The sequence below is a fragment of the Streptomyces sp. NPDC089915 genome (genome assembly GCF_040684675.1).
GTDB lineage: Bacteria > Actinomycetota > Actinomycetes > Streptomycetales > Streptomycetaceae > Streptomyces.
This window is the reverse complement of the sequence record NZ_JBFBGN010000046.1, coordinates 19,505-40,854: the sequence shown is the minus strand read 5'-3', so window position 1 is coordinate 40,854 and position 21,350 is coordinate 19,505. Positions and strand designations below refer to the sequence as shown.

Sequence of the window (21,350 nt, the reverse complement as noted above, 5' to 3'; positions counted from 1 at the left end):
CGGGAGCGGCCCGTGTGCAAGCTGTCCACCGCCGCGATCGCAGATGAACGTATCTCTGTCATATTCCAGCAGTTCCAGCGGCTTTCGAAATGCGCCCCGTGTTCGTCCCCTCACCCGGACTAGCGTCCGGTGGCCATGGGACACCTGGACCACGCCGCCTATGGCTGGCTGACACCCGCGCTGTCATACGTGATGGCATCGATAGGCGCCGCCCTCGGGCTGCGCTGCACCGTCCGCGCGCTCGCCGCGACGGGCCCCTCCCGCCGCAACTGGCTGCTCACCGCGGCGTCCGCCATCGGCACCGGCATCTGGACGATGCACTTCATCGCCATGCTCGGCTTCCACGTCACCGGCACCGAGATCCACTACAACGTGCCGCTGACCCTCCTCAGCCTGTTCGTCGCCGTGATCGTCGTCGGCGCCGGGGTCTTCGCCGTCGGCTACGGCAAGGACCGCGGCCGCTCCCTCGTCCTCGGCGGCCTCACCACCGGCCTCGGCGTCGCGAGCATGCACTACCTCGGCATGGCCGCCCTGCGCCTGCACGGCCGGATCTCCTACGACCCCCTCACCGTCGGGATCTCCGTCGCCATCGCCGTCGTCGCCGCGACCGCCGCGCTCTGGGCCGCACTCAACATCCGGTCGCCGCTGGCCGTGGCCGGCGCCTCCCTCGTCATGGGCGCGGCCGTCAGCAGCATGCACTACACGGGGATGATGGCCGTCGCCGTCCGGGTGAGCCCCTCGGACCAGGCGCTCCCCGGAGCCACGGCGATGCAGTTCATCTTCCCGCTCGCGGTCGGTCTCGGCTCGTACCTCTTCATCACGGCCGCCTTCGTCGCGCTGTCCCCGACGGCGGACGAGCGGGCGGCCTCGGACTCCGCGTTCGCCTCGGCGTCCGGTACGGGGTCGGCTCCTGCCCCCTCCTCCGCTTCCTCCGCTGCTTCCGCCTCCGCCTCCGCTTCGGCGCAGGTCTCCGCCCGGCCCCCGGTGGAACGGGCCGCCCCCTCCCGTTGAGCCCCTCCCGCGGCCCAACCGCGCCCCGTCCACCCGTACCGCCCCGGAACGAGGAGCCCATGCGCACACCCCGCAGAAGACCGGAACCGGCGCCGCCGCAGCCGCCCGCGCCCCCGTCGCGCGGCCGCCGCGCCCACGCCGGTCCGCCCGCCGAGGAGGCGGGCGCGCCGGGGCGGCCCGGCCCGGGCGACGGGGGCCTGGTGCGGCCGGGGCTGCGGCTGCGGCCCGCCACCGTCCGCGCGAAGATCGTCTCGCTGCTGATGGTGCCGGTGGTCTCCCTGCTCGCCCTCTGGGGGTTCGCCACCGTCGGCACCGCCCAGGACATCGCCCGCCTCGACCGCGTCCGGCAGGTCGACGCCGAGATCCGCACCCCCGTCGCGGCCGCCCTCACCGAGATCCAGGCCGAACGCCGCGCCACCGTCCGCTTCCTGGCCGATCCCGCCTCCGACCAGGCCTCCGCCCTGGAGGAGCAGGCCCGCCGGACCGACGCGGCCGTACGGCGGCTGCGCCTGGGCGACCGCCACACCGTCGCCGAGTCCGGCGACTACCGCGCCGACGTGGTCGCCCGGCTCGGCGCCTTCGTCACCGACGCCGAGGCGCTCGGCTCCGCCCGCAAGGACGTCACCGCCCGCCGCACCACCCCCGACGGCGCCTACGAGACGTACACCCGCGTGGCCGAATCCGCCCTCGCCGTCGAGGGAGCCCTCTCCGACGGCCGTGACGCCGGCAGCGGGCCGGACGCCCGGGTGCTGCTGGAGTTCGCCCGGGCCGCCGAACTGCTCTCCCGCGAGGACGCACTGCTCGCCCTGCCGAGTACGGGTACGGGTACGGGTGCGGGTACGGGCGCGGGTGCGAGTACGGGCACCGGCGCGGGCGCCCGCAACGCCGAGGCGCAGCGCCGGCTGACCGGCACCGTCGAATCCCGCCGCACCCTGACCGCGACCGGTGCGGCCGACCTGCCCCCCGGCCAGCGGGCGGTCTGGGACGCGGTGGCGAGGAGCGCCGCCTACACCGAGCTCACCGGCGCCGAGGACAAGGCCCTGACCCCCGCCGCCACCGGGCCCTCCGCCGCCAAGGACCCCCGCGGCACGCCCCCGGGCTGGGACGCCGCGTACGCGAGCGTCAGCAGCTCGATGCGCGAGATCGGCCAGGCCGCTCGCGCCGAGACCGCCGGACGCGCCGACCCGCTCGTCGAAGCCGCCCTCAGCCCCTCCGGCGCAGCCGTCCTGCTGGGCCTGGCCGCCGTCGCCGTCTCCCTCGTCATCTCCGTCCGCATCGGCCGCTTCCTGGTCGTCGAGCTGGTCTCGCTGCGCAACTCCGCCCTGGACATCGCCCACCGCAAGCTCCCGCGGGCCATGGACCGGATCCGGGCGGGCCGGGCCGACGAGATCGACGTCGAGGCCGAGGCCCCCTCGGGCCCGCCCGCCGAGGACGAGATCACCCAGGTCGGCGAGGCCCTGTCGACCGTCCACCGGGCCGCCCTCAGCGCCGCCGTCGAACGGGCCGAACTCGCCAGCGGGGTCAGCGGGGTCTTCGTCAACCTCGCCCGCCGCAGCCAGGTCCTGGTCCACAAGCAGCTCAGCCTGCTCGACTCGATGGAGCGCCGGGCCGACGACCCGGGCGAACTCGGCGACCTCTTCCGGCTCGACCACCTCACCACCCGGATGCGCCGCCACGCGGAGAGCCTGATCATCCTCTCGGGCGCCGCCCCCGGCCGGGCCTGGCGGATGCCGGTCCCGCTGACGAACGTCGTGCGCGCGGCCGTCTCCGAGATCGAGGACTACCCGCGCGTGGAGGTGCGCGGGCTCGCCGAGACCTCCGTCGCCGGCGGATCGGTCGCCGACCTCACCCACCTCCTCGCCGAACTGATCGAGAACGCCGCCCAGTTCTCCCCGCCGCACACCAAGGTCCGGGTCAGTGGGGAGCCCGTCGGCGCCGGCTACGTGCTGGAGGTCGAGGACCGGGGGCTCGGCATGGGCCGCGAGGCCCTCGCCGGGGCGAACCGCCGGATCGAACAGTCGGAGGACCTCGACCTCTTCGACAGCGACCGCCTCGGGCTCTTCGTGGTCAGCCGGCTCTCCGCCCGCCACGGCATCCGGGTGCACCTGCGGCCCTCGCCGTACGGGGGCACCACTGCCGTGGTGCTGCTGCCGCTCTCGCTGCTCCAGGGCGCCATCGGGGCCCCGCCGGCCGTCACCGCCGAGCCGCCCGAGGAGGAGCACGGCCAGGCCGCCGAGCTGCGGCCGGGCCCGCTGCGCGCGAGTGCCGTACGGGGGACCGCGCGCGGCATCCCGGCCCCAGGCCCGGGCCGCCCGAGGGTCGGGGTGCCCGCCGCGTCCGCCGACCCCGACGGGCCCGTCCGCCCGGGCCCCGACGGGCCTGTCCACCCGGGCCCTGCCGCGTCCGCCCGCCCCGGCCCGGCCGACGGCGATCCCGCCGATCCCGCAGCCTCCGCCCGCCCCGGCCCCGCCGCCCCGGCGCCCGGGCCCGCCGTTGGACCCCGCCCCGCGCCGGGGGAGCCCCTTCCCGCCCCGGTGGCGGAGCTCCGGCCCCGGGGCCCCGGTGGCGCGGGCATCCGTACCGCCCGGGGGCCCGTCCCGGTTCCGCCGCCGGAGGCCGCACCGGTCCCCGTACCGGCTCCGGGACCCACCGGCTCCGTCGCCGAACTGCCCCGCCGGGTGCGCCAGGCCAGCCTGGTCCCGCAGCTGCGCGAGGCCCCGGCGGGGGAGCGGGGCCCCGAGGAGCCCCCGGTGCGGAGCCCGGAGCAGGCGCGGGACCGGATGGCGGCCTACCGGGCCGGATGGGAGCGCGGCTCCCGGGACGATTCCCCCCACGCAGGCAGCGAAGGAGAAGTGTGATGATCGAACACCACAGAGCCGGTCTCGACGGCGTCCGCCGGACCGGGGACCCCGACTGGCTCCTCGACGAACTGGTGATGCGGGTCCGCGAGGTCCGGCACGCGGTGGTCCTGTCCAACGACGGGCTCGCCGTCGGCTCCTCCAGCGGCCTGGGCCGGGAGGACGCCGAGCACCTGGCCGCCGTGGCCTCCGGCTTCCACAGCCTGGCCAAGGGCGCGGGCCGGCACTTCCACGCCGGGGACGTGCGCCAGACGATGGTGGAGATGGACGAGGGGTTCCTCTTCGTCGCGGCCGCCGGAGACGGTTCCTGCCTGGCCGTCCTCAGTACGGCCGGCGCCGACATCGGCCTGATCGCGTACGAGATGGCCCGGCTGGTCAAGCGGGTCGGCGAACACCTCCACAGCCCGCCCCGGTTCGCCGTCCACCACCCGCCGGCCGCCGGATGAGAGCGGCGGCCCGGCACGTGGACGGCCGGTGGTACGACGCCGACGCGGGCCCGCTCGTCCGCCCGTACGCCATGACCGGGGGGCGTACGAAGCCGGGCGCGCACGGGGTCCGCTTCGACCTGATCGCCCTGGTCGTGGTCGACGGCGCCGCCGGCGGCGCGGCGGACGAGGCGCTGCTGGGGCCCGAACACCGGGCCCTGCTGGGGCTCTGCCGCTCCGAGACCCAGTCGGTGGCGGAGCTCGCCGCCGAGGCGGACCTCCCGGTGGGCGTGGTGCGGGTGCTGCTGGGGGACCTGCTGGAGGCGGGGCACGTGCGGGTCAGCCGTCCCGTGCCGCCCGCCCGGTTGCCGGAGATGCGGATTCTGCGGGAAGTCATCGAAGGATTGCGAGCACTGTGATGGGACTGCACGACGACGGGCCGGCGGAGACGGGGGGCCCGGCGAGCGACGGGGAACTGGCCGCGCTGGCACTGAAGATCCTCGTGGCGGGCGGGTTCGGGGTGGGGAAGACGACCCTGGTCGGCGCCGTCAGCGAGATCCGTCCGCTGCGGACGGAGGAGCTGCTGAGCGAGGCGGGCGAGCTGGTCGACGACACCGGCGGGGTGGACCGCAAGACCACCACCACCGTGGCCATGGACTTCGGCCGGATCACCATCCGCTCGGGGCTGTCCCTGTACCTGTTCGGGACGCCGGGCCAGGACCGCTTCTGGTTCCTGTGGGACGAGCTCTCCCAGGGTGCGCTCGGGGCGGTGGTGCTCGCCGACACCCGGCGGCTGGAGGACTGCTTCCCCGCCGTGGACTACTTCGAGCACCGGCGGATCCCCTTCGTGGTCGCCGTCAACTGCTTCACGGACGCCCGGCGTTACGGGGCGAACGAGGTGTCGCGGGCGCTGGACCTGGAGCAGGGGACACCGGTGGTGCTGTGCGACGCCCGGGACAAGGACTCGGGGAAGGAGGTGCTGATCCGGCTGGTCGAGTACGCGGGTCGGGTGCACACGGCACGGCTGCTGGACTCGGTGGGGCCGCAGGCCGGTTCCCTGTGAAGGGCCAGATTCCGTCTCTTGACGCTGCCGCCGCCGGCGGTGGAGGCGGGGCGGACGCCGCCGGGAACGGACCGGATGGGAGGGATGTGCGGGCTTCCGTCCGCTCGGGCCGCGTACGGCGGCGCGGTGGCGGCGGAGCGCGGGCGGGACGCCCGCCATTCCTCTTGAGTCATCTTCCGTGCCATGCGTCCGTCCTCCTTGCCGGAAAGCCCCTGGTGGGGAAGGCTTGCCGCACGACCACGCGGGGAGGGGCGCGGCCACGTCGGCCGGGTCAACGGGGAGGGGCTGGAAATGGCACTGGACAAGCAGCTCGACTGGTTGCTGGACGACCTGACGCGCAGGGTTCCGCAGGTCCGCCACGCGGTGGTGCTGTCGAACGACGGGCTGGTGACGGCGGCGAGCGCCGGGCTGGCACGGGAGGACGCCGAGCACCTGGCGGCCGTCGCGGCCGGGCTGCAGAGCCTGGCGAAGGGATCGGGGCGGCACTTCAGGGCGGGTGAGGTGCGCCAGACGATGGTCGAGTACGACGAGGGCTTCCTCTTCGTGGTGGCGGCGGGCTCGGGCAGCAGCCTGTGCGCGCTGAGCGCCGCCGAAGCCGACATCGTGCAGGTCGCGTACGAGATGACGCTGCTGGTCAACCGGGTGGGAGAGCACCTGGGCGTGGCGGAGCGGCGGATCACCGGGGGCTGAGCGCGGGGCGGGTAGCGGGCCCGGTTCGCGGGCTCGGTTCGCGGGCGCGGATGGTGGGCGCGGATGGTGGGGCCGGGCGTCGGGGCCGGAGGTTATCCACAGGCCCTGCGGGATGTCGTAGCGCTCGGTTACGGTCTTCACACAGAGTGATCGCCATGGGTGGTCGCCGGACGTGGGGGAGGACCGTGATGGAAAGGGAACTGTGCGGGCGCGCGCCCGTCGGGGTGGCGGCGCCGCGGGAGGACGCGCGGCCGGAGGGCCCGCTCGGCGGGGTCCGGGCCGCGGCGGAACTGGGCCTGGGGCGTGGTGAGTTCGCTCGGGCCGTCCAGCTGGGACTGGTGCGCCAGGGGCCCCGCGCCGCGGGCGGCGCCGCCCGCTTCACCCGGGCCGAGCTGGAACGGGTCAAGGCGGAGCGGGGGTTCCCGGGGGCGCTGCGGGCCCGGGTCGAGACGGTGGCCGGCACGGACCACGGGGCGCGGGTGCTGGGCACCGGGCCGACCCGGTTCACCCGGCTCGCCCGCTGCGGGCACCTCAGCCCCGTCGGCTACCGGGTCAACCGCTACCGGGCCCTCGTCTGGCTCTACCTGGCGGCGGAGCTGCGGGAGTTCGCGGCCCGGCGGTCCGCGCTGCTGAGTGGCGCGGCGCCACCGGAGGACCGGGAGCTGCTGGCCGGAGGGGCCGACCTACGGCCGGGCAAGTGGCGGGAGCGGCATGTGGGACTGCTGCTGAGACGGACCGCCGACCCCTGGGAGCGGGCGGCCGTCCTGGCCTCCGTCCTCCCGGAGGAGGAGGTGCTGGCCGCCGTCCCCGACCCGGCGGAGCGGATCGTGCTCGCCGCGCTCGCGCCGCCCCCGCCCTACGGCCACCCGCAGGTCCCGGCCGCGGCGGCCGTCGCCGGTCCGCTGCTGCTGGCGGGCCCGCCGGAGGAGGTCGGCCGCTACCGCGCCGGCCTGGACCTCGCCCTGGCCGGGGCGAGGGGTCAGTCGAACTCGACCGGGGTGAGGGGGCCGACGTAGACCCAGGCGCCGCCCTCCCGGGAGAAGGCGCTGTTCTCGCGCAGCGAGCCCGTGTGCCCGCCCTCGCGGTAGTGGGCGCGGAACTCCACCGACCCCTCGGTCTCGAAGATCCCGCCGCGCTCGGTGGCGAGGATCTCCAGCCGCTCCCAGCGCTGGTCCGGATCCAGTTCGAGCCGGCCCGGGCGGGTCGAGGGGTGCCAGGACCGCAGCAGGTAGGCGGTGTCGCCGACCGCGAAGGCGCTGAAGCGCGAGCGCATCAGCAGTTCGGCGGTGGGCGCCTGCCGGGCACCGGAGTGGAAGCGGCCGCAGCAGTCCGGGTAGGCGGCGGGCAGCCCGCAGGGGCAGGGGAGGACCGGGGTGGTCATGGGTGAGCTCAGTTCTTCGGGACGGGAAGGGAGGGGTGAGCGGGCGCGGCGGGGCCGGGCCTACTGCGGGGAGACGGCCGGCCTGGCCTTCTCGGCCGGGTACGGGCGGAAGAGGCCCTCCTGGACGACGGAGACCAGCAGCCTGCCCTCCAGGTCGTAGATGCGTCCCCGGGCCAGGCCCCGGCCGCCGTGGGCGATGGGCGACTCCTGGTCGTACAGGAACCACTCGTCCGCTCGGAACGGCCGGTGGAACCACATGGCGTGGTCCAGGGAGGCCATGTCGAAACCGCGCATGCCCCACAGCGGCTCCACGGGGATGCGCACGGCGTCGAGGAGGGTCATGTCGCTGGCGTAGGTGAGGGCGCAGGTGTGGACGAGCGGGTCGTCGCCCAGCGGGCCGACCGCCCGCATCCACACCGCGCTGCGCGGGTCGGCGTCCTTGAGCTCGTCGGGAGTCCAGCGGAGCCGGTCCACGTACCGGATGTCGAAGGGCTGGCGGCGGGCCATCCGCTCCAGTGCCTCGGGCAGCGCGCCCAGGTGCTCGCGGATCTCGTCCGCGACCTTCGGGAGCGAGTCCGGGTGGGGGAATTCGAGGCGGGGAGGAAGCTGGTGCTCGATGCTGCCCTCCTCCGGGTGATGGAAGGAGGCGGTCAGGTTGAAGATGGTCTTGCCCTGCTGGACGGCGGTGACCCGGCGCGTGGTGAAGGAGCGCCCGTCACGTACCCGTTCCACCTGGTACACGATCGGCACCCCGGGGAGCCCCGGGCGCAGGAAGTACGCGTGGAGGGAGTGGACGGGGCGGTCGCTCTCGGTGGTCCGGCCTGCCGCCACCAGGGCCTGGCCGGCGACCTGCCCGCCGAACACGCGCTGGAGGGACTCCTGGGGGCTGGCCCCCCGGAAGATGTTGACCTCGATCTGCTCCAGGTCGAGCAGGTCGACGAGTCTCTCGGCGGGGTTCGTCATCAGGGGCTCTCCACTGTCGGGTCCGGGGGGTGCGGCGGGCCGGGCGGGTCCGCCCGGCCGGGCGGCTTGCGGGTCGGGGGTCCCCCCGGACGGCGTCCGGGGGAGCTCAGAGCTCGCCGAGCTCGCCCACCGAGGTGACCCGGATGATCGCCCGGCCCTCCTCGTCGGACGCGGCGAGGTCGACCTCGGCGCTGATGCCCCAGCCATGGTCGCCGTTCGGGTCGGCGAAGGTCTGGCGGACGCGCCACAGGCCGTGCGCGGGGTCCTCCTCGATCTGCAGCAGCTTGGGGCCGCGCGCGTCGGGGCCGGTGCCCAGGTCGTCGTACTCGTCCCAGTAGCCGTCCATGGCCTCGCCCCAGGCGTCGGCGTCCCAGCCGGCCTCGGCGTCCAGCTCGCCCAGCTGGTCGACGTGGTCCAGGGCGGCCAGCTCGACCCGGCGGAACATCGCGTTGCGGACCAGCACGCGGAAGGCGCGGGCGTTGGCCGTGACCGGCTTGACCTGGTCGGCCTTCTCCTGGGCCTGCTCCGCCGTCTCCACCTCCGGGTTCGCCAGCTGCTCCCACTCGTCGAGCAGGCTGGAGTCGACCTGGCGGACCAGCTCGCCCAGCCAGGCGATCAGGTCCTCGAGGTCCTCGGACTTCAGGTCGTCGGGGATGGTGTGGTCGAGGGCCTTGTAGGCGCTCGCCAGGTAGCGCAGCACGATGCCCTCGGTGCGGGCCAGCTCGTAGAAGGAGGTGAACTCGGTGAAGGTCATCGCCCGCTCGTACATGTCGCGGATGATCGACTTCGGGGAGACGGGGTGGTCGCGGACCCACGGGTGGCTCTTGCTGTACACGTCGTAGGCGTGGACCAGCAGCTCTTCGAGGGGCTTGGGGTAGGTGACCTCCTGGAGGCGCTCCATCCGCTCCTCGTACTCGATCCCGTCCGCCTTCATCGCGCCGACCGCGATGCCGCGCTCCTTGTTCTGCTGGGCCGCCAGGATCTGGCGCGGGTCGTCCAGCGTGGACTCCACGACCGAGACCATGTCCAGCGCGTAGGAGGGGGACTCGGGGTCCAGCAGCTCGAAGGAGGCCAGCGCGAAGGTGGACAGCGGCTGGTTCAGCGCGAAGTCCTGCTGGAGGTCGACCGTGAGCCGGATGGTGCGGCCCTCGGCGTCCGGGGTGTCGAGCTTCTCCACGACCCCGCCGTCCAGCAGCGACCGGTAGATCGCGATGGCCCGGCGGATGTGGCGCAGCTGCGCCTTGCGCGGCTCGTGGTTGTCCTCGAGGAGGCTGCGCATCGCCTTGAAGGCGTCGCCCGGCCGGGCGATCACCGACAGCAGCATGATGTTGGTGACCTTGAAGCGCGAGGTCAGCGGTTCCGGGTCGGCGGCGATCAGCTTCTCGAAGGTGGTGTCCGACCAGGCGACGAAGCCCTCGGGGGCCTTCTTGCGCACCACCTTGCGGCGCTTCTTCGGGTCGTCGCCGGCCTTGGCGAGGGCCTTCTCGTTCTCGATGACGTGCTCGGGGGCCTGTGCGACCACGAACCCGGCCGTGTCGAAGCCGGCGCGGCCCGCGCGGCCGGCGATCTGGTGGAACTCGCGGGCGCGCAGCGTGCGGACGCGGTTGCCGTCGTACTTGGTGAGGGCGGTGAACAGCACCGTGCGGATCGGGACGTTGACGCCCACGCCGAGGGTGTCGGTACCGCAGATGACCTTCAGCAGACCGGCCTGCGCCAGCTTCTCGACCAGGCGCCGGTACTTGGGCAGCATGCCCGCGTGGTGCACGCCGATCCCGTGGCGGACGTAACGGGAGAGGTTCTGGCCGAACTTCGTGGTGAAGCGGAAGTTGCCGATCAGCTCCGCGATCTTGTCCTTCTCCTCGCGGGTGCACATGTTGATGCTCATCAGCGACTGCGCCCGCTCGACCGCCTGGGCCTGGGTGAAGTGCACGATGTAGACGGGCGACTGCCGCGTCTCCAGCAGCTCGGTGATGGTGTCGGTGATCGGCGTGGTCACGTACTCGTACGAGAGGGGGACGGGCCGGGTCGCCGAGCGGACCACCGAGGTCGGGCGGCCGGTGCGCCGGGTCAGGTCCTCCTCGAACCGCTTCACGTCGCCGAGCGTCGCCGACATCAGGACGAACTGCGCCTGCGGCAGCTCCAGCAGCGGGATCTGCCAGGCCCAGCCGCGGTCGGCCTCCGCGTAGAAGTGGAACTCGTCCATCACGACCTGGCCGATGTCGGCGTACTTGCCGTCCCGCAGGGCGATGGACGCCAGCACCTCGGCGGTGCAGCAGATCACCGGGGCGTCCGCGTTCACGGAGGCGTCGCCGGTCAGCATGCCGACGTTCTCGGTGCCGAAGAGCTTGCACAGGTCGAAGAACTTCTCCGACACGAGCGCCTTGATCGGCGCGGTGTAGAAGGTGACCTTGTCCTGGGCCAGCGCGGTGAAGTGCGCGCCGGCCGCGACCAGGCTCTTGCCGGAGCCCGTGGGGGTCGACAGGATGACGTTCGCGCCGGAGACGACCTCGATCAGCGCCTCCTCCTGAGCCGGGTACAGGGTGATGCCCTGGTCCTCCGCCCACGAGGAGAAAGCCTCGAAGAGGGCGTCGGGGTCGGCGGTCGGCGGGAGCTGATCAATGAGGGTCACGCCCCCCATCTTGCCTGGCTTCCCGCCGGAAGAGGGAACCGGAGGACGGAAAGAAGATCATCGCCGGTACGCTGGGCCGTCGAGGCGGCCCGACCGAAGTCATCGACGGGGCCCCACCACGACGGGACCGGGGCGGGAAACGAGCATGATGGGTCCGGCGCACTCACTGTCCGGGGCGGCGGCCTGGCTGGGGGTGGGCGCCGCGACCGCGGCCGCCGGGCACCCGATGCCCTGGCCCGTGCTCGTCGTCGGCGCGCTGATCTGCGCCGGCGCCGCCCTCGCCCCCGACCTCGACCACAAGTCGGCGACGATCTCCCGTGCCTTCGGGCCGCTGTCCAAGGGCCTGTGCGAGGTGGTCGACAAGATCTCGTACGCCGTCTACAAGGCGACCCGCGCACCGCGCGACGCCCGCCGCAGCGGGGGCCACCGCACCCTGACCCACACCTGGCTGTGGGCGGTCCTCATAGGCGCCGGCTCCTCCGCGCTCGCGGTGAGCTTCGACCGCTGGGGAGTGCTGGTGCTCCTCTTCGTCCACCTGGTGCTGGCCGTCGAGGGCCTGCTGTGGCGGGCGGCGCGGATGTCCAGCGACGTCCTGGTCTGGCTGCTCGGCGCGACCAGTGCCTGGATCCTGGCCGGGGTCCTCGACGAGCCGGGCAACGGAGCGGGCTGGCTGTTCTCCGGTCCCGGGCAGGAGTACCTCTGGCTCGGCCTGCCGATCCTGCTCGGCGCCCTCGTGCACGACATCGGTGACGCGCTGACCGTCTCCGGCTGCCCGATCCTGTGGCCCCTGCCGATCAAGGGGAAGCGGTGGTACGCGCTCGGCCCGCCGAAGGCCATGCGCTTCCGCGCGGGCAGCTGGGTGGAGCTCAAGGTGCTCATGCCGGTGTTCATGCTCCTGGGCGGCGTCGGCGGCGCCTCGGCACTCGGCCTCATCTGAGACCTCCGCGGACTCCGTCCGGGGCGGCCCGGCCGATCCGGGCGGCCCGCCAGGCCCGCCCGGGGCAACCCGGGACGGCCCGGCCGGGCGGAGCCGCCCGGCCGGCGCCCGGGAACGGTCAGCCGTGCCAGGAGCGCCACAGGGCCGCGTACGCCCCGTCGGCCGCCACCAGCTCGTCGTGCGAGCCGAGTTCGCTGATCCGGCCGGCCTCGACCACCGCGATCACGTCCGCGTCGTGCGCCGTGTGCAGCCGGTGGGCGATCGCGATGACCGTCCGCCCGTCCAGCACCCGCGCCAGCGACCGCTCCAGGTGCCGGGCCGCCCGCGGGTCCAGCAGCGAGGTCGCCTCGTCCAGCACCAGCGTGTGCGGGTCCGCCAGCACCAGCCGGGCCAGCGCGATCTGCTGCGCCTGCGCCGGGGTCAGCGCACTGCCGCCCGAGCCCACCTCCGTGTCCAGCCCCGACTCCAGGGCCCGCGCCCAGCCGTCGGCGTCCACCGCGCCCAGCGCCGCCCACAGCTCGGCGTCCTCGGCGCCCGTCCGGGCCAGCCGCAGGTTGTCCCGCAGCGAGCCCACGAACACGTGGTGCTCCTGGTTCACCAGCGCCACGTGCTCGCGCACCCGCTCCGCCGGCATCCGCGACAGCCGCGCCCCGCCGAGCGTGACCTCCCCGGTCCGCGGAGCGTAGATCCCCGCCAGCAGCCGGCCCAGCGTGGACTTGCCCGCGCCCGAGGGGCCGACCAGGGCCATCCGGGTGCCCGGCGGCACGGACATCGACACCCGGTGCAGGACGTCCACGCCCTCCCGGTAGCCGAACCGGACCTCCTCCGCCCGTACGTCCCGGCCCTGCGGGGCCACCGCGCCGTCACCCGCCGCCGGCTCGATCTCCCGCACCCCCACCAGCCGCGCCAGGGACACCTGGGCGACCTGGAGCTCGTCGTACCAGCGCAGGATCAGACCGATCGGGTCGACCATCATCTGCGCCAGCAGCGCGCCCGTGGTCAGCTGGCCCACCGACATCCAGCCGCGCAGCACGCAGTAGCCGCCGATCAGCAGCACCGCGCCGAGGATCGTCACATAGGTGACGTTGACGACGGGGAAGAGCACCGTCCGCAGGAAGAGCGTGTACCGCTCCCAGGCCGTCCACTCCCGGATCCGCCGCTCCGACAGCGCGATCCGCCGCCCGCCCAGCCGGTGCGCCTCCACCGTGCGCCCCGCGTCCACCGTCTCCGTCAGCACCGCCGCGACCGCCGCGTACCCGGCGGCCTCCGAGCGGTACGCCGAGGGCGCCCGCCGGAAGTACCAGCGGCAGCCCAGCACCAGGACCGGCAGCGCCACCAGCGCGGCCAGCGCCAGCTGCGGCGCGGTCACCGCGAGCGCCCCGTACAACAGCCCCGCCCAGACCACGCCGATGGCCAGCTGCGGCACCGCCTCGCGCATCGCGTTCGCCAGCCGGTCGACGTCGGTGGTGATCCGCGACAGCAGGTCACCGGTACCGGCCCGCTCCAGGACGCCCGGCGGCAGCCCCACCGACCGCACCAGGAAGTCCTCGCGCAGATCGGCCAGCATCTCCTCGCCGAGCATCGCCCCGCGCAGCCGCACCAGCCGCACGAAGCAGGTCTGGACGGCGAGCGCCAGCGCGAACAGCAGCGCCACGCGCCCCAGGTGCAGCTCCCGCGCACCCGTCGAGAGCCCGTCCACCACCCGCCCCAGCAGGTACGGGCCGACCATGGAGGCGACCACCGCGACCGCGTTGACGCACACCAGCGCCGTGAAGGCCCGCCGGTGCCGCCGCAGCAGGCCGCGCACATAGCCCCGTACGGTCGCCGACGTGCCCACGGGCAGGGTCGCGGCCGTCTCGGGGGCCGCCGGATCGTACTCCGGCGGAGCCACACCGATCATGCGGATTCCTCGATCTCTGTGAGTTCCTCGTCCGAACGGGTCTCCCCGTCGCGCTCCCCGTCGCCCTCCCCGCCGGTCTCCCGGGTGACGACCGCCCGGTAGCGCGGCTCGGCGCCCAGCAGCTCGCGGTGGGTGCCCGCCGCCACGGCCCGGCCCCCGTGCACCAGGACGACCCGGTCGGCGCGGTCCAGCAGCAGCGGCGAGGACGCCAGCACCACCGTGGTGCGCCCGGCGCGCAGCTCCGCGACCCCGTCGGCGATCCGCGCCTCGGTGTGCGCGTCCACCGCCGAGGTCGGCTCGTCCAGTACCAGCACCTCCGGGTCGGTGACCAGCGACCGCGCCAGCGCGAGCCGCTGGCGCTGCCCGCCGGACAACGACCGGCCGCGCTCGGTGATCCGCGCCTCCATCGCGTCCTCCACCCCGTCGGGAGCCGCCTGGACCAGCGCGTCCAGGACGTCCCCGCACTGCGCCGCCGCCAGCGCCGCCTGGGCGGTCACCGCGCCCGAGGCCGGTACCTCGAACAGCTCGCGCAGGGTTCCGGACAGCAGCACCGGGTCCTTGTCCTGGACGAGGACCAGCCCGCGCGCCGCGTCCAGCGCGAGGCCGTCCAGCGCGACCCCGCCGAGCAGCACCGACGGCCCGGCGCTCTCGGCCCCGTCGGCGTCCTCGGAGTTCCCGGCGCCTCCAGCGTCTTCAGCGTCCCCGGGGTCCCCGGCGGTCACCGCGTGCCCGCCCAGGCGGTCCGCGAGCCGGCCCGCCAGGTCGGGGTCCCCGCACACGACCGCCGTCAGGCGCCCGGCCGGGGCCAGCAGCCCCGTCACGGGGTCGTACAGGTCCCCGCCCGGTGCCGGGGGCTCCGCCGGCCCGTCGGCGGCGGGATCCGCCGCGCCGTCCGTGCGCGTCAGCGACAGCACCCGGGCCGCCCGCTGGGCGGAGGGCCGCGAGAAGGAGTACGCCATCGCGATCTCCTCGAAGTGCCGCAGCGGATACAGCATCGTGGCGACGGCGCTGAAGGCGGCGACGAGCTCACCGACCGCCAGCCGGCCGTCCAGGACGAGCACGGAGCCGTACCAGACCACCGTGATCATCAGGGCGCCCGGGAGCACCACCTGCACCGCGGCGATCAGCGCCCACATGCGGGCACTGCGCACCGCCGCCGCGCGGACCTCCTGCGAGGCCTCGCGGTAGCGGTCGAGGAAGAGCTCCTCGCCGCCGATGCCGCGCAGCACGCGCAGGCCCGCCACCGTGTCGGAGGCCAGCTCGGTGGCCCGGCCCGCCTTCTCGCGCTGCACGTCGGCGCGCCGGGTGGCCCGGGGCAGCAGCGGCAGCACGGACAGCGCGAGCACCGGGACGCCCGCCGCGACCACCACGCCGATCGCGGGCGCGTAGAACAGCAGCCCCACGCAGATGACCACGACGGCGAACGCGGCGGCGAGGAAGCGGGAGACCGCCTCGACGAACCAGCCGATCTTCTCCACGTCCCCGGTGGACACGGCCACCACCTCCCCGGCCGCGACCCGGCGGGTCAGGGCCGAGCCCAGTTCGGCCGTCTTGCGGGCGAGCAGCTGCTGCACCCGCGCGGCGGCGGTGATCCAGTTGGTGACGGCGCTGCGGTGCAGCATGGCGTCGCCCGTCGCGATGGCCGCGCCGACCAGCAGGAGGAGCCCGCCGACCAGCAGCAGCCGCCCGCCGTCGCGGTCGACGGCCGCCTCGACGCCCAGGCCCACCGCGTACGGCAGCCCGGCGATGCCGCAGAAGTGCACCAGCCCCCAGGCCAGGCTCCGGGCCTGCCCGCCGAGTTGGCCCCGGGCCAGCCACCACAGGAAACGCGGTCCGGAGCGGGCGTCGGGTACCCCGGGATCCGGATACGGAAGGTCGCTGATCTGCATGACGCCCCATCACGGCTCGGTGAGTGCAAACCACGCAAGGTTCGCCTTCCGGTCGCGGCCCCGGCAATCGATTTTCCGGCCGGGGGGCGCCGCTCGGCGCACGCCGTACGCACCCGGGGCGCGCACCGCGCGGGGGCGTACGAGGGGCGTGCGGAAGGGATCAGGGCCGGGTGGCGCGCTCCAGTTCGAGGAGGACCGAGGCGTAGGGGTGCCCGGTGGCCCGCTCCATGCCCACCTCGCACATCCGGTTCGCCGACAGGTACGCGTCGTACGGCCGCGCGGCCACCTCCGCCGCCTCCCGCTCCGTCGCCGAGGCCGTCAGCTCCGGGTGCAGCATCCCCCGGTCGCCGGCGAAGGCGCAGCAGCCCGCGTCGTCCGGGACCACCACCTCGTCGGCGCAGGCCCCGGCCACCGCGCGCAGCTGTTCCTCGTCCCCCAGGTGCCGCGTCGAGCAGGTGGGATGGAGGACCGCGGACCCGGCCGTGCGCCGCACCTCCAGGTGCGGCAGCAGTTCCTCCGCCGCCCAGACGACGGAGTCCACGATCCTCAGTTCCGCGTGCAGCTCCCGGTTGTCCTCGCTCAGGTACGGGACCACCTCCCGGGCCAGCCCCAGGGCACAGGAGGAGGCGTCGACCACGAGCGGGAGGCGGCCCCCGGCGGTCCAGCCCCAGGCGGCCGCCACGATCCGGTCCGCCATCAGCCGGTTGCCGGCCTCGTACCCCTTGGAGTGCCAGATCGTCGCGCAGCAGGTGCCCCGGACGTCGCGCGGGATCCACACCGGCCTGCCCGCCCGTTCCGCCAGGGCCACCACCGCCTCCGGCAGCGAGGGCCCGGGACGGTCCCCGGGGCCGCCGAAGATCCGGTTGACGCAGGCCGGGTAGTACACGGCGGCCGCGCCCACCCGCCGGGTCGGGGGCAGCCGGCGCGCGGCGGCCCCGGGCATGGGCGGGAGCCACCGCGGCACCAGGTCGGGGCGTACGGCCCTGCGCGCGGCCCGGGTGACGGCGGACGGCAGCCGGTCCCCGGCCCGGCCGGCGGCGGCCACGGCCAGCCGGGCGGCGGCCTCCACGACGGCGAACCGCTCGGCGGCCAGCGCGGCGGCACGCTCCTCGAACGGGCCGTGCCGCCGGTGGCGGAACTCCCGCATCAGGGCGCCGGTGTCGATGCCGACGGGGCAGGCGAGCGCGCAGGTGGAGTCGCCCGCGCAGGTGTCGACGGCGTCGTACCCGTAGGCGTCGAGCAGCCGGCCCAGGACCGGGGAGCCGGGTGCCTGGCGCATCATCTCGCGGCGCAGCGCGATCCGCTGGCGCGGAGTGGTCGTCAGGTCCTCGCTGGGACAGGTCGGTTCGCAGAACCCGCACTCGATGCAGGGGTCGGCCTCCGCCTCCACCCGGGGGATCGTCTTGAGGCCGCGCAGGTGCGCCCGCGGATCGCGGTCGAGGAGGATCCGCGGGGCGAGGATGCCCTCCGGGTCGATCAGCCGCTTGGTGCGCCACATCAGGTCGGTGGCGGCGGGCCCCCACTCCAGCTCCAGGAAGGGGGCCATGTTGCGGCCGGTGGAGTGCTCGGCCTTCAGCGAGCCGTCGAACCGCTCGACCGTGAGCCGGCAGAAGGCGTCCATGAAGGCCGCGTACCGGTCCACGTCCTGGGGCCGGGCGGCGTCGAAGGCCAGCAGGAAGTGCAGGTTGCCGTGGGCCGCGTGCCCCGCGACGGCCGCGTCGAAGCCGTGCTCCGCCTGGAGGGCCAGCAGCGCCTCGCAGGCCTCGGCCAGCCGGGACGGCGGTACGGCGAAGTCCTCGGTGATCAGGGTGGTGCCCGGGGGCCGGGCCCCGCCGACGGCGGTGACGAAGGCCTTGCGGGCCTTCCAGCAGCCGGCGATGACGGCCGGGTCACGGGTGAAGGCGTTGGTGACGGAGGCGACCGGCGCGACCAGGTCCAGGGAGGGCAGTACGGCCGCCGCCCGGCGCTCGTACTCCGCGCGCCCGGCGGCGTCCGGCGCGCGGAACTCCACCAGCAGCGCCGCCGTGTCCTTGGGCAGCGCCGCCCAGTCGGCGGGGACCCCGGGGACGCTGACCGAGGCGCGCAGGGTGTTGCCGTCCATCAACTCGACGGCGAGCGCCCCTGCCTCGTTGAAGAGCGGGACCGCGGCGGCGGCCGCCGGGAGGGAGGGGAAGAACAGCAGGGCGCTGACGAGCTCCCGGTCGAGGGGCAGGGTGTCGAAGACGACCTCGGCGATGAAGGCGAGGGTGCCCTCCGAGCCGACGGCGAGGCCGCGCAGGATCTCGACGGGGGTGGTGCCGTCGAGGTAGGCGTCGAGCCGGTAGCCGGTGGTGTTCTTGATCTCGTACTTGGCGCGGATCCGCGCGACGAGGGCCGGGTCGGCCTCGATCTCCCGCTTGAGCTCCATGAGCCCGTGGCACAGGGCCGGTTCGGCGCGCGCCAGCTCCTCGTCGGCGAGCGGGTCGGCGGTGTCCACGACGGTGCCGGTCGGCAGGACGAGGGTGAGGGAGGACAGCGTGCGGTACGCGTTCCTGGTGGTGCCGGCCGTCATGCCGGAGGAGTTGTTGGCGACGACCCCGCCCAGGGTGCAGGCGATCGCGCTGGCCGGGTCGGGGCCCAGGACCCGGCCGTGGCGGGCGAGGGCGGCGTTGGCGCGGAAGACGGTGGTGCCGGGCCGGATCCGGGCGCGCCGGCCCCCGTCGAGGACCTCGACGCCGCGCCAGTGGCGGCGTACGTCGACCAGCACGTCCTCGCCCTGGGCCTGGCCGTTCAGGGAGGTCCCGGCGGCGCGGAAGACCACCTCGCGCTGCCTGCCGTGGGCGTAGGAGAGGACGGCGGAGATGTCGTCGATGTCCTCGGCGATCACCACGACCTGCGGGACGAAGCGGTAGGGGGAGGCGTCGGTGGCGTAGCGGACCAGGTCGGAGACCCGCCACAGCACCTTCTCGGCGCCGAGGAGCCCGGTGAGCTCCTCGCGCAGGGTCCGCGGTGTGCCGGAGGCCGTCCGGTCCGGGACCCGGTCGGGGGCGGGGGCGCCGTGGCGGCGCGGGCGCAGGGCACCGGGCTTCGGTTCGAACAGCGGCATGTGCGACCCCTCGTCCGTGTGGGCGCCCCGGCCCGCCGCACGCGGCGCCCGTGAGAGGGACCGTTTCAGCAGCGGCGCTCCGCCGGGACGTCCGCGAGCGCGTTGAGCAGACCGCCGAGCACCTCGCGCTGTTCCGCGGTCAACGGGGCCAGGATCTCCTCTGCCGCGTCGGTTCGCGCGTTGCGCAGACGGCGCAGCGTGGCGCGGCCGGTCTCGGTGAGCTCGATCCGGATCACGCGCCGGTTCGCCGGGTCGGGCACCCGGCGCACGCGGTCGGCCGCCTCCAGGGCGTCGACCAGCGTGGTCACGGCGCGCGGGACGACCTCCAGACGGGCGGCCAGGTCGGCCATTCGGGGCGGCGGGCCGTCCCCGTAGTGCGCCACGATGCGCAGCAGCCGGCCCTGGGCGGGGGTGATCCCGAGCGGTTCCATGTGGCGCTTCTGGATGCGGTGGAGCCGGCGCGTGAGGCGCAGCAGCTGCTCGGCGAGGACGCCGTCGGTGGAATCGCGGGTGTCGCTCTCGGAACCGGTGCTCATACTGGGAACAGTAGCAGGACGGGATTCATTGTGAGTATAGGTAACAATGAGCTAGGCTCACCTGAGTCCCCTGCGGAAGGAGGCCCATGCACAGCGACGAGCCGAAGTGGACCCCGTCGAACGAAGCCCTCGACCCCAGCCGGCCGGCCCCCGGCGACCGGCCGCGCGAGATGCGCCGCATCATCGGCCTGTTCCGGCCCTACCGGGGCCGCCTGGCCGTCGTGGGCGCGCTGGTCGGCGCGTCCTCGCTGGTCGCCGTCGCCTCGCCGTTCCTGCTCAAGGAGATCCTGGACGTCGCGATCCCCCAGGGCCGGACCGGGCTGCTCAGCCTGCTGGCGCTCGGCATGATCCTGACGGCGGTCGTGACCAGCGTGTTCGGCGTCCTGCAGACGCTGATCTCCACCACGGTCGGGCAGCGCGTCATGCACGATCTGCGCACCGCCGTCTATGCCCAGCTCCAGCGCATGCCGCTGGCCTTCTTCACCCGCACCCGCACCGGCGAGGTGCAGTCCCGCATAGCCAACGACATCGGCGGCATGCAGGCCACCGTCACCTCGACGGCGACCTCGCTCGTGTCGAACCTGACCGCCGTCATCGCCTCCGTCGTCGCGATGCTCGCGCTCGACTGGCGGCTCACCCTCGTCTCCCTGTTCCTGCTGCCCCTCTTCGTGTGGATCAGCCGCCGCGTCGGCCGCGAGCGCAAGAGGATCACCACCAAGCGGCAGAAGCAGATGGCCGCCATGGCCGCCACGGTCACCGAGTCGCTGTCGGTCAGCGGCATCCTGCTCGGCCGCACCATGGGCCGCTCCGAGTCCCTCACCGCCGCCTTCGCCGAGGAGTCGGAGAAGCTGGTCGGCCTGGAGGTGCGCTCCAGCATGGCCGGGCGCTGGCGGATGTCCACCATCGGCATCGTGATGGCGGCCATGCCCGCGCTCATCTACTGGGCGGCCGGCATAGCCCTCCAGGCGGGCGCCCCCTCGCTCTCCGTCGGCACCCTGGTCGCCTTCGTCACCCTCCAGCAGGGCCTGTTCCGGCCCGCCGTGAGCCTGCTGTCGACCGGCGTGCAGATCCAGACCTCGCTCGCCCTCTTCGCCCGGATCTTCGAGTACCTCGACCTTCCGGTGGACATCACCGAGCGCGAGGACCCGGTCCGGCTGGGCCGCGCGAAGGGCGAGGTCCGCCTGGAGGACGTGCACTTCGCGTACGAGGCCAAGACCGGCCCGACCCTCACCGGCATCGACGTCACCGTCCCGGCGGGCGGCTCCCTGGCGGTGGTCGGCCCGACCGGCTCCGGCAAGAGCACGCTCAGCTACCTGGTTCCCCGGCTCTACGACGTGACCGGCGGACGGGTCGCCCTCGACGGGGTGGACGTGCGCGACCTGGACTTCGACTCGCTGGCCCGCTCCATAGGCGTGGTCTCCCAGGAGACCTACCTCTTCCACGCCTCCGTCGCCGACAACCTCCGCTTCGCCAAGCCGGACGCCACCGACGAGGAGATCGCCGAGGCGGCCCGCGCGGCGCAGATCCACGAGCACATCGAGTCCCTGCCGGACGGGTACGACACCCTGGTCGGCGAGCGCGGCTACCGCTTCTCCGGAGGCGAGAAGCAGCGCCTGGCGATCGCGCGGACCATCCTGCGCGACCCCCCGGTCCTCATCCTGGACGAGGCCACCAGCGCGCTCGACACCCGCACCGAGCATGCCGTGCAGCGGGCCATCGACAACCTCTCCCGGGGCCGCACCACCATCACCATCGCCCACCGCCTCTCCACCATCCGGGACGCCGACCAGATCGTGGTCCTGGACGCCGGGCGGATCGCCGAGCGCGGTACGCACGAGGAACTGCTGGGGGCCGGCGGCCGTTACGCCGCACTGGTCCGCCGGGACCGGGACGCGGCCCACGCGCCCCAGGCGGGGCAGGCGTCCGGGCGGGAGCGGGACCGGGACGCGGATGCCGCACCGGCTCCGGTGAACGTGTGATCAT

The 21,350-nt window shown here is 74.5% G+C and carries 16 protein-coding genes; 9 read left to right on the top strand and 7 right to left on the bottom strand.

Features of this window, described 5'->3' with window-relative positions; translation table 11 throughout:
- The first annotated feature begins 135 nt into the window (after positions 1 to 135).
- The 7 genes from AB0O29_RS16615 to AB0O29_RS16585 all read left to right on the top strand — a co-directional run bounded on the left by AB0O29_RS16615 (position 136) and on the right by AB0O29_RS16585 (position 7,063).
- On the top strand, positions 136 to 1,011 hold the full coding sequence (locus AB0O29_RS16615) for an MHYT domain-containing protein (RefSeq protein WP_365152192.1): 876 nt from the start codon (positions 136 to 138) through the stop codon (positions 1,009 to 1,011).
- A 59-nt stretch (positions 1,012 to 1,070) separates the two neighbouring features.
- Entirely contained in the window at positions 1,071 to 3,869 is a 2,799-nt protein-coding gene (locus AB0O29_RS16610) for a nitrate- and nitrite sensing domain-containing protein (protein WP_365152190.1), read from the top strand.
- Positions 3,869 to 4,315 (top strand): roadblock/LC7 domain-containing protein, encoded by a 447-nt coding sequence (locus AB0O29_RS16605; RefSeq protein WP_365152188.1) that lies wholly within the window; start codon positions 3,869 to 3,871, stop codon positions 4,313 to 4,315. Before AB0O29_RS16610 ends, AB0O29_RS16605 begins: the two co-directional genes overlap by 1 nt.
- Positions 4,312 to 4,713, top strand: a complete 402-nt coding sequence (locus AB0O29_RS16600) for a DUF742 domain-containing protein (RefSeq protein ID WP_365152186.1) — start codon at positions 4,312 to 4,314, stop codon at positions 4,711 to 4,713. The genes AB0O29_RS16605 and AB0O29_RS16600 overlap by 4 nt, the downstream gene beginning before the upstream one ends.
- Positions 4,713 to 5,357, top strand: a complete 645-nt coding sequence (locus AB0O29_RS16595) for an ATP/GTP-binding protein (protein WP_344150456.1) — start codon at positions 4,713 to 4,715, stop codon at positions 5,355 to 5,357. The genes AB0O29_RS16600 and AB0O29_RS16595 overlap by 1 nt, the downstream gene beginning before the upstream one ends.
- 291 nt (positions 5,358 to 5,648) lie before the next feature.
- Positions 5,649 to 6,047 (top strand): roadblock/LC7 domain-containing protein, encoded by a 399-nt coding sequence (locus AB0O29_RS16590; protein WP_042809302.1) that lies wholly within the window; start codon positions 5,649 to 5,651, stop codon positions 6,045 to 6,047.
- 188 nt (positions 6,048 to 6,235) lie between these two features.
- Complete coding sequence (locus AB0O29_RS16585) at positions 6,236 to 7,063, top strand: DUF6397 family protein (RefSeq protein WP_365152184.1); 828 nt, start codon at positions 6,236 to 6,238, stop codon at positions 7,061 to 7,063.
- Here AB0O29_RS16585 and AB0O29_RS16580 read toward each other — a convergent pair.
- From AB0O29_RS16580 to AB0O29_RS16570, 3 genes are all read right to left on the bottom strand, one after another.
- Positions 7,027 to 7,428: a YchJ family metal-binding protein gene (locus AB0O29_RS16580; RefSeq protein ID WP_365152182.1), complete on the bottom strand. Its 402-nt coding sequence runs from the start codon at positions 7,426 to 7,428 to the stop codon at positions 7,027 to 7,029. The genes AB0O29_RS16585 and AB0O29_RS16580 overlap by 37 nt on opposite strands.
- A 60-nt stretch (positions 7,429 to 7,488) precedes the next feature.
- Positions 7,489 to 8,391 (bottom strand): acyl-CoA thioesterase II, encoded by a 903-nt coding sequence (locus tag AB0O29_RS16575; RefSeq protein WP_365152180.1) that lies wholly within the window; start codon positions 8,389 to 8,391, stop codon positions 7,489 to 7,491.
- Between the two features lie 106 nt (positions 8,392 to 8,497).
- Positions 8,498 to 11,020: a DUF3516 domain-containing protein gene (locus tag AB0O29_RS16570; RefSeq protein WP_365152179.1), complete on the bottom strand. Its 2,523-nt coding sequence runs from the start codon at positions 11,018 to 11,020 to the stop codon at positions 8,498 to 8,500.
- A 145-nt stretch (positions 11,021 to 11,165) separates the two neighbouring features.
- Between AB0O29_RS16570 and AB0O29_RS16565 the strand changes: the two genes are divergently transcribed.
- Positions 11,166 to 11,957, top strand: a complete 792-nt coding sequence (locus AB0O29_RS16565; protein ID WP_365152177.1) for a metal-dependent hydrolase — start codon at positions 11,166 to 11,168, stop codon at positions 11,955 to 11,957.
- Between the two features lie 118 nt (positions 11,958 to 12,075).
- Here AB0O29_RS16565 and AB0O29_RS16560 read toward each other — a convergent pair whose 3' ends face one another.
- The 4 genes from AB0O29_RS16560 to AB0O29_RS16545 form a co-directional block, all read right to left on the bottom strand.
- Entirely contained in the window at positions 12,076 to 13,857 is a 1,782-nt protein-coding gene (locus tag AB0O29_RS16560) for an ABC transporter ATP-binding protein (protein WP_365152175.1), read from the bottom strand.
- Entirely contained in the window at positions 13,854 to 15,746 is a 1,893-nt protein-coding gene (locus AB0O29_RS16555; protein WP_365152173.1) for an ABC transporter ATP-binding protein, read from the bottom strand. The genes AB0O29_RS16560 and AB0O29_RS16555 overlap by 4 nt, the downstream gene beginning before the upstream one ends.
- A gap of 160 nt (positions 15,747 to 15,906) precedes the next feature.
- Positions 15,907 to 18,831 (bottom strand): FAD-binding and (Fe-S)-binding domain-containing protein, encoded by a 2,925-nt coding sequence (locus AB0O29_RS16550; protein ID WP_365152171.1) that lies wholly within the window; start codon positions 18,829 to 18,831, stop codon positions 15,907 to 15,909.
- A gap of 65 nt (positions 18,832 to 18,896) precedes the next feature.
- Positions 18,897 to 19,367: a MarR family transcriptional regulator gene (locus AB0O29_RS16545; protein ID WP_365152169.1), complete on the bottom strand. Its 471-nt coding sequence runs from the start codon at positions 19,365 to 19,367 to the stop codon at positions 18,897 to 18,899.
- Positions 19,368 to 19,453: 86 nt separating this feature from the next.
- Between AB0O29_RS16545 and AB0O29_RS16540 the strand changes: the two genes are divergently transcribed.
- Positions 19,454 to 21,346, top strand: coding sequence for an ABC transporter ATP-binding protein (locus AB0O29_RS16540; protein ID WP_365152167.1), 1,893 nt, complete (start codon positions 19,454 to 19,456; stop codon positions 21,344 to 21,346).
- Positions 21,347 to 21,350: the final 4 nt, after the last annotated feature.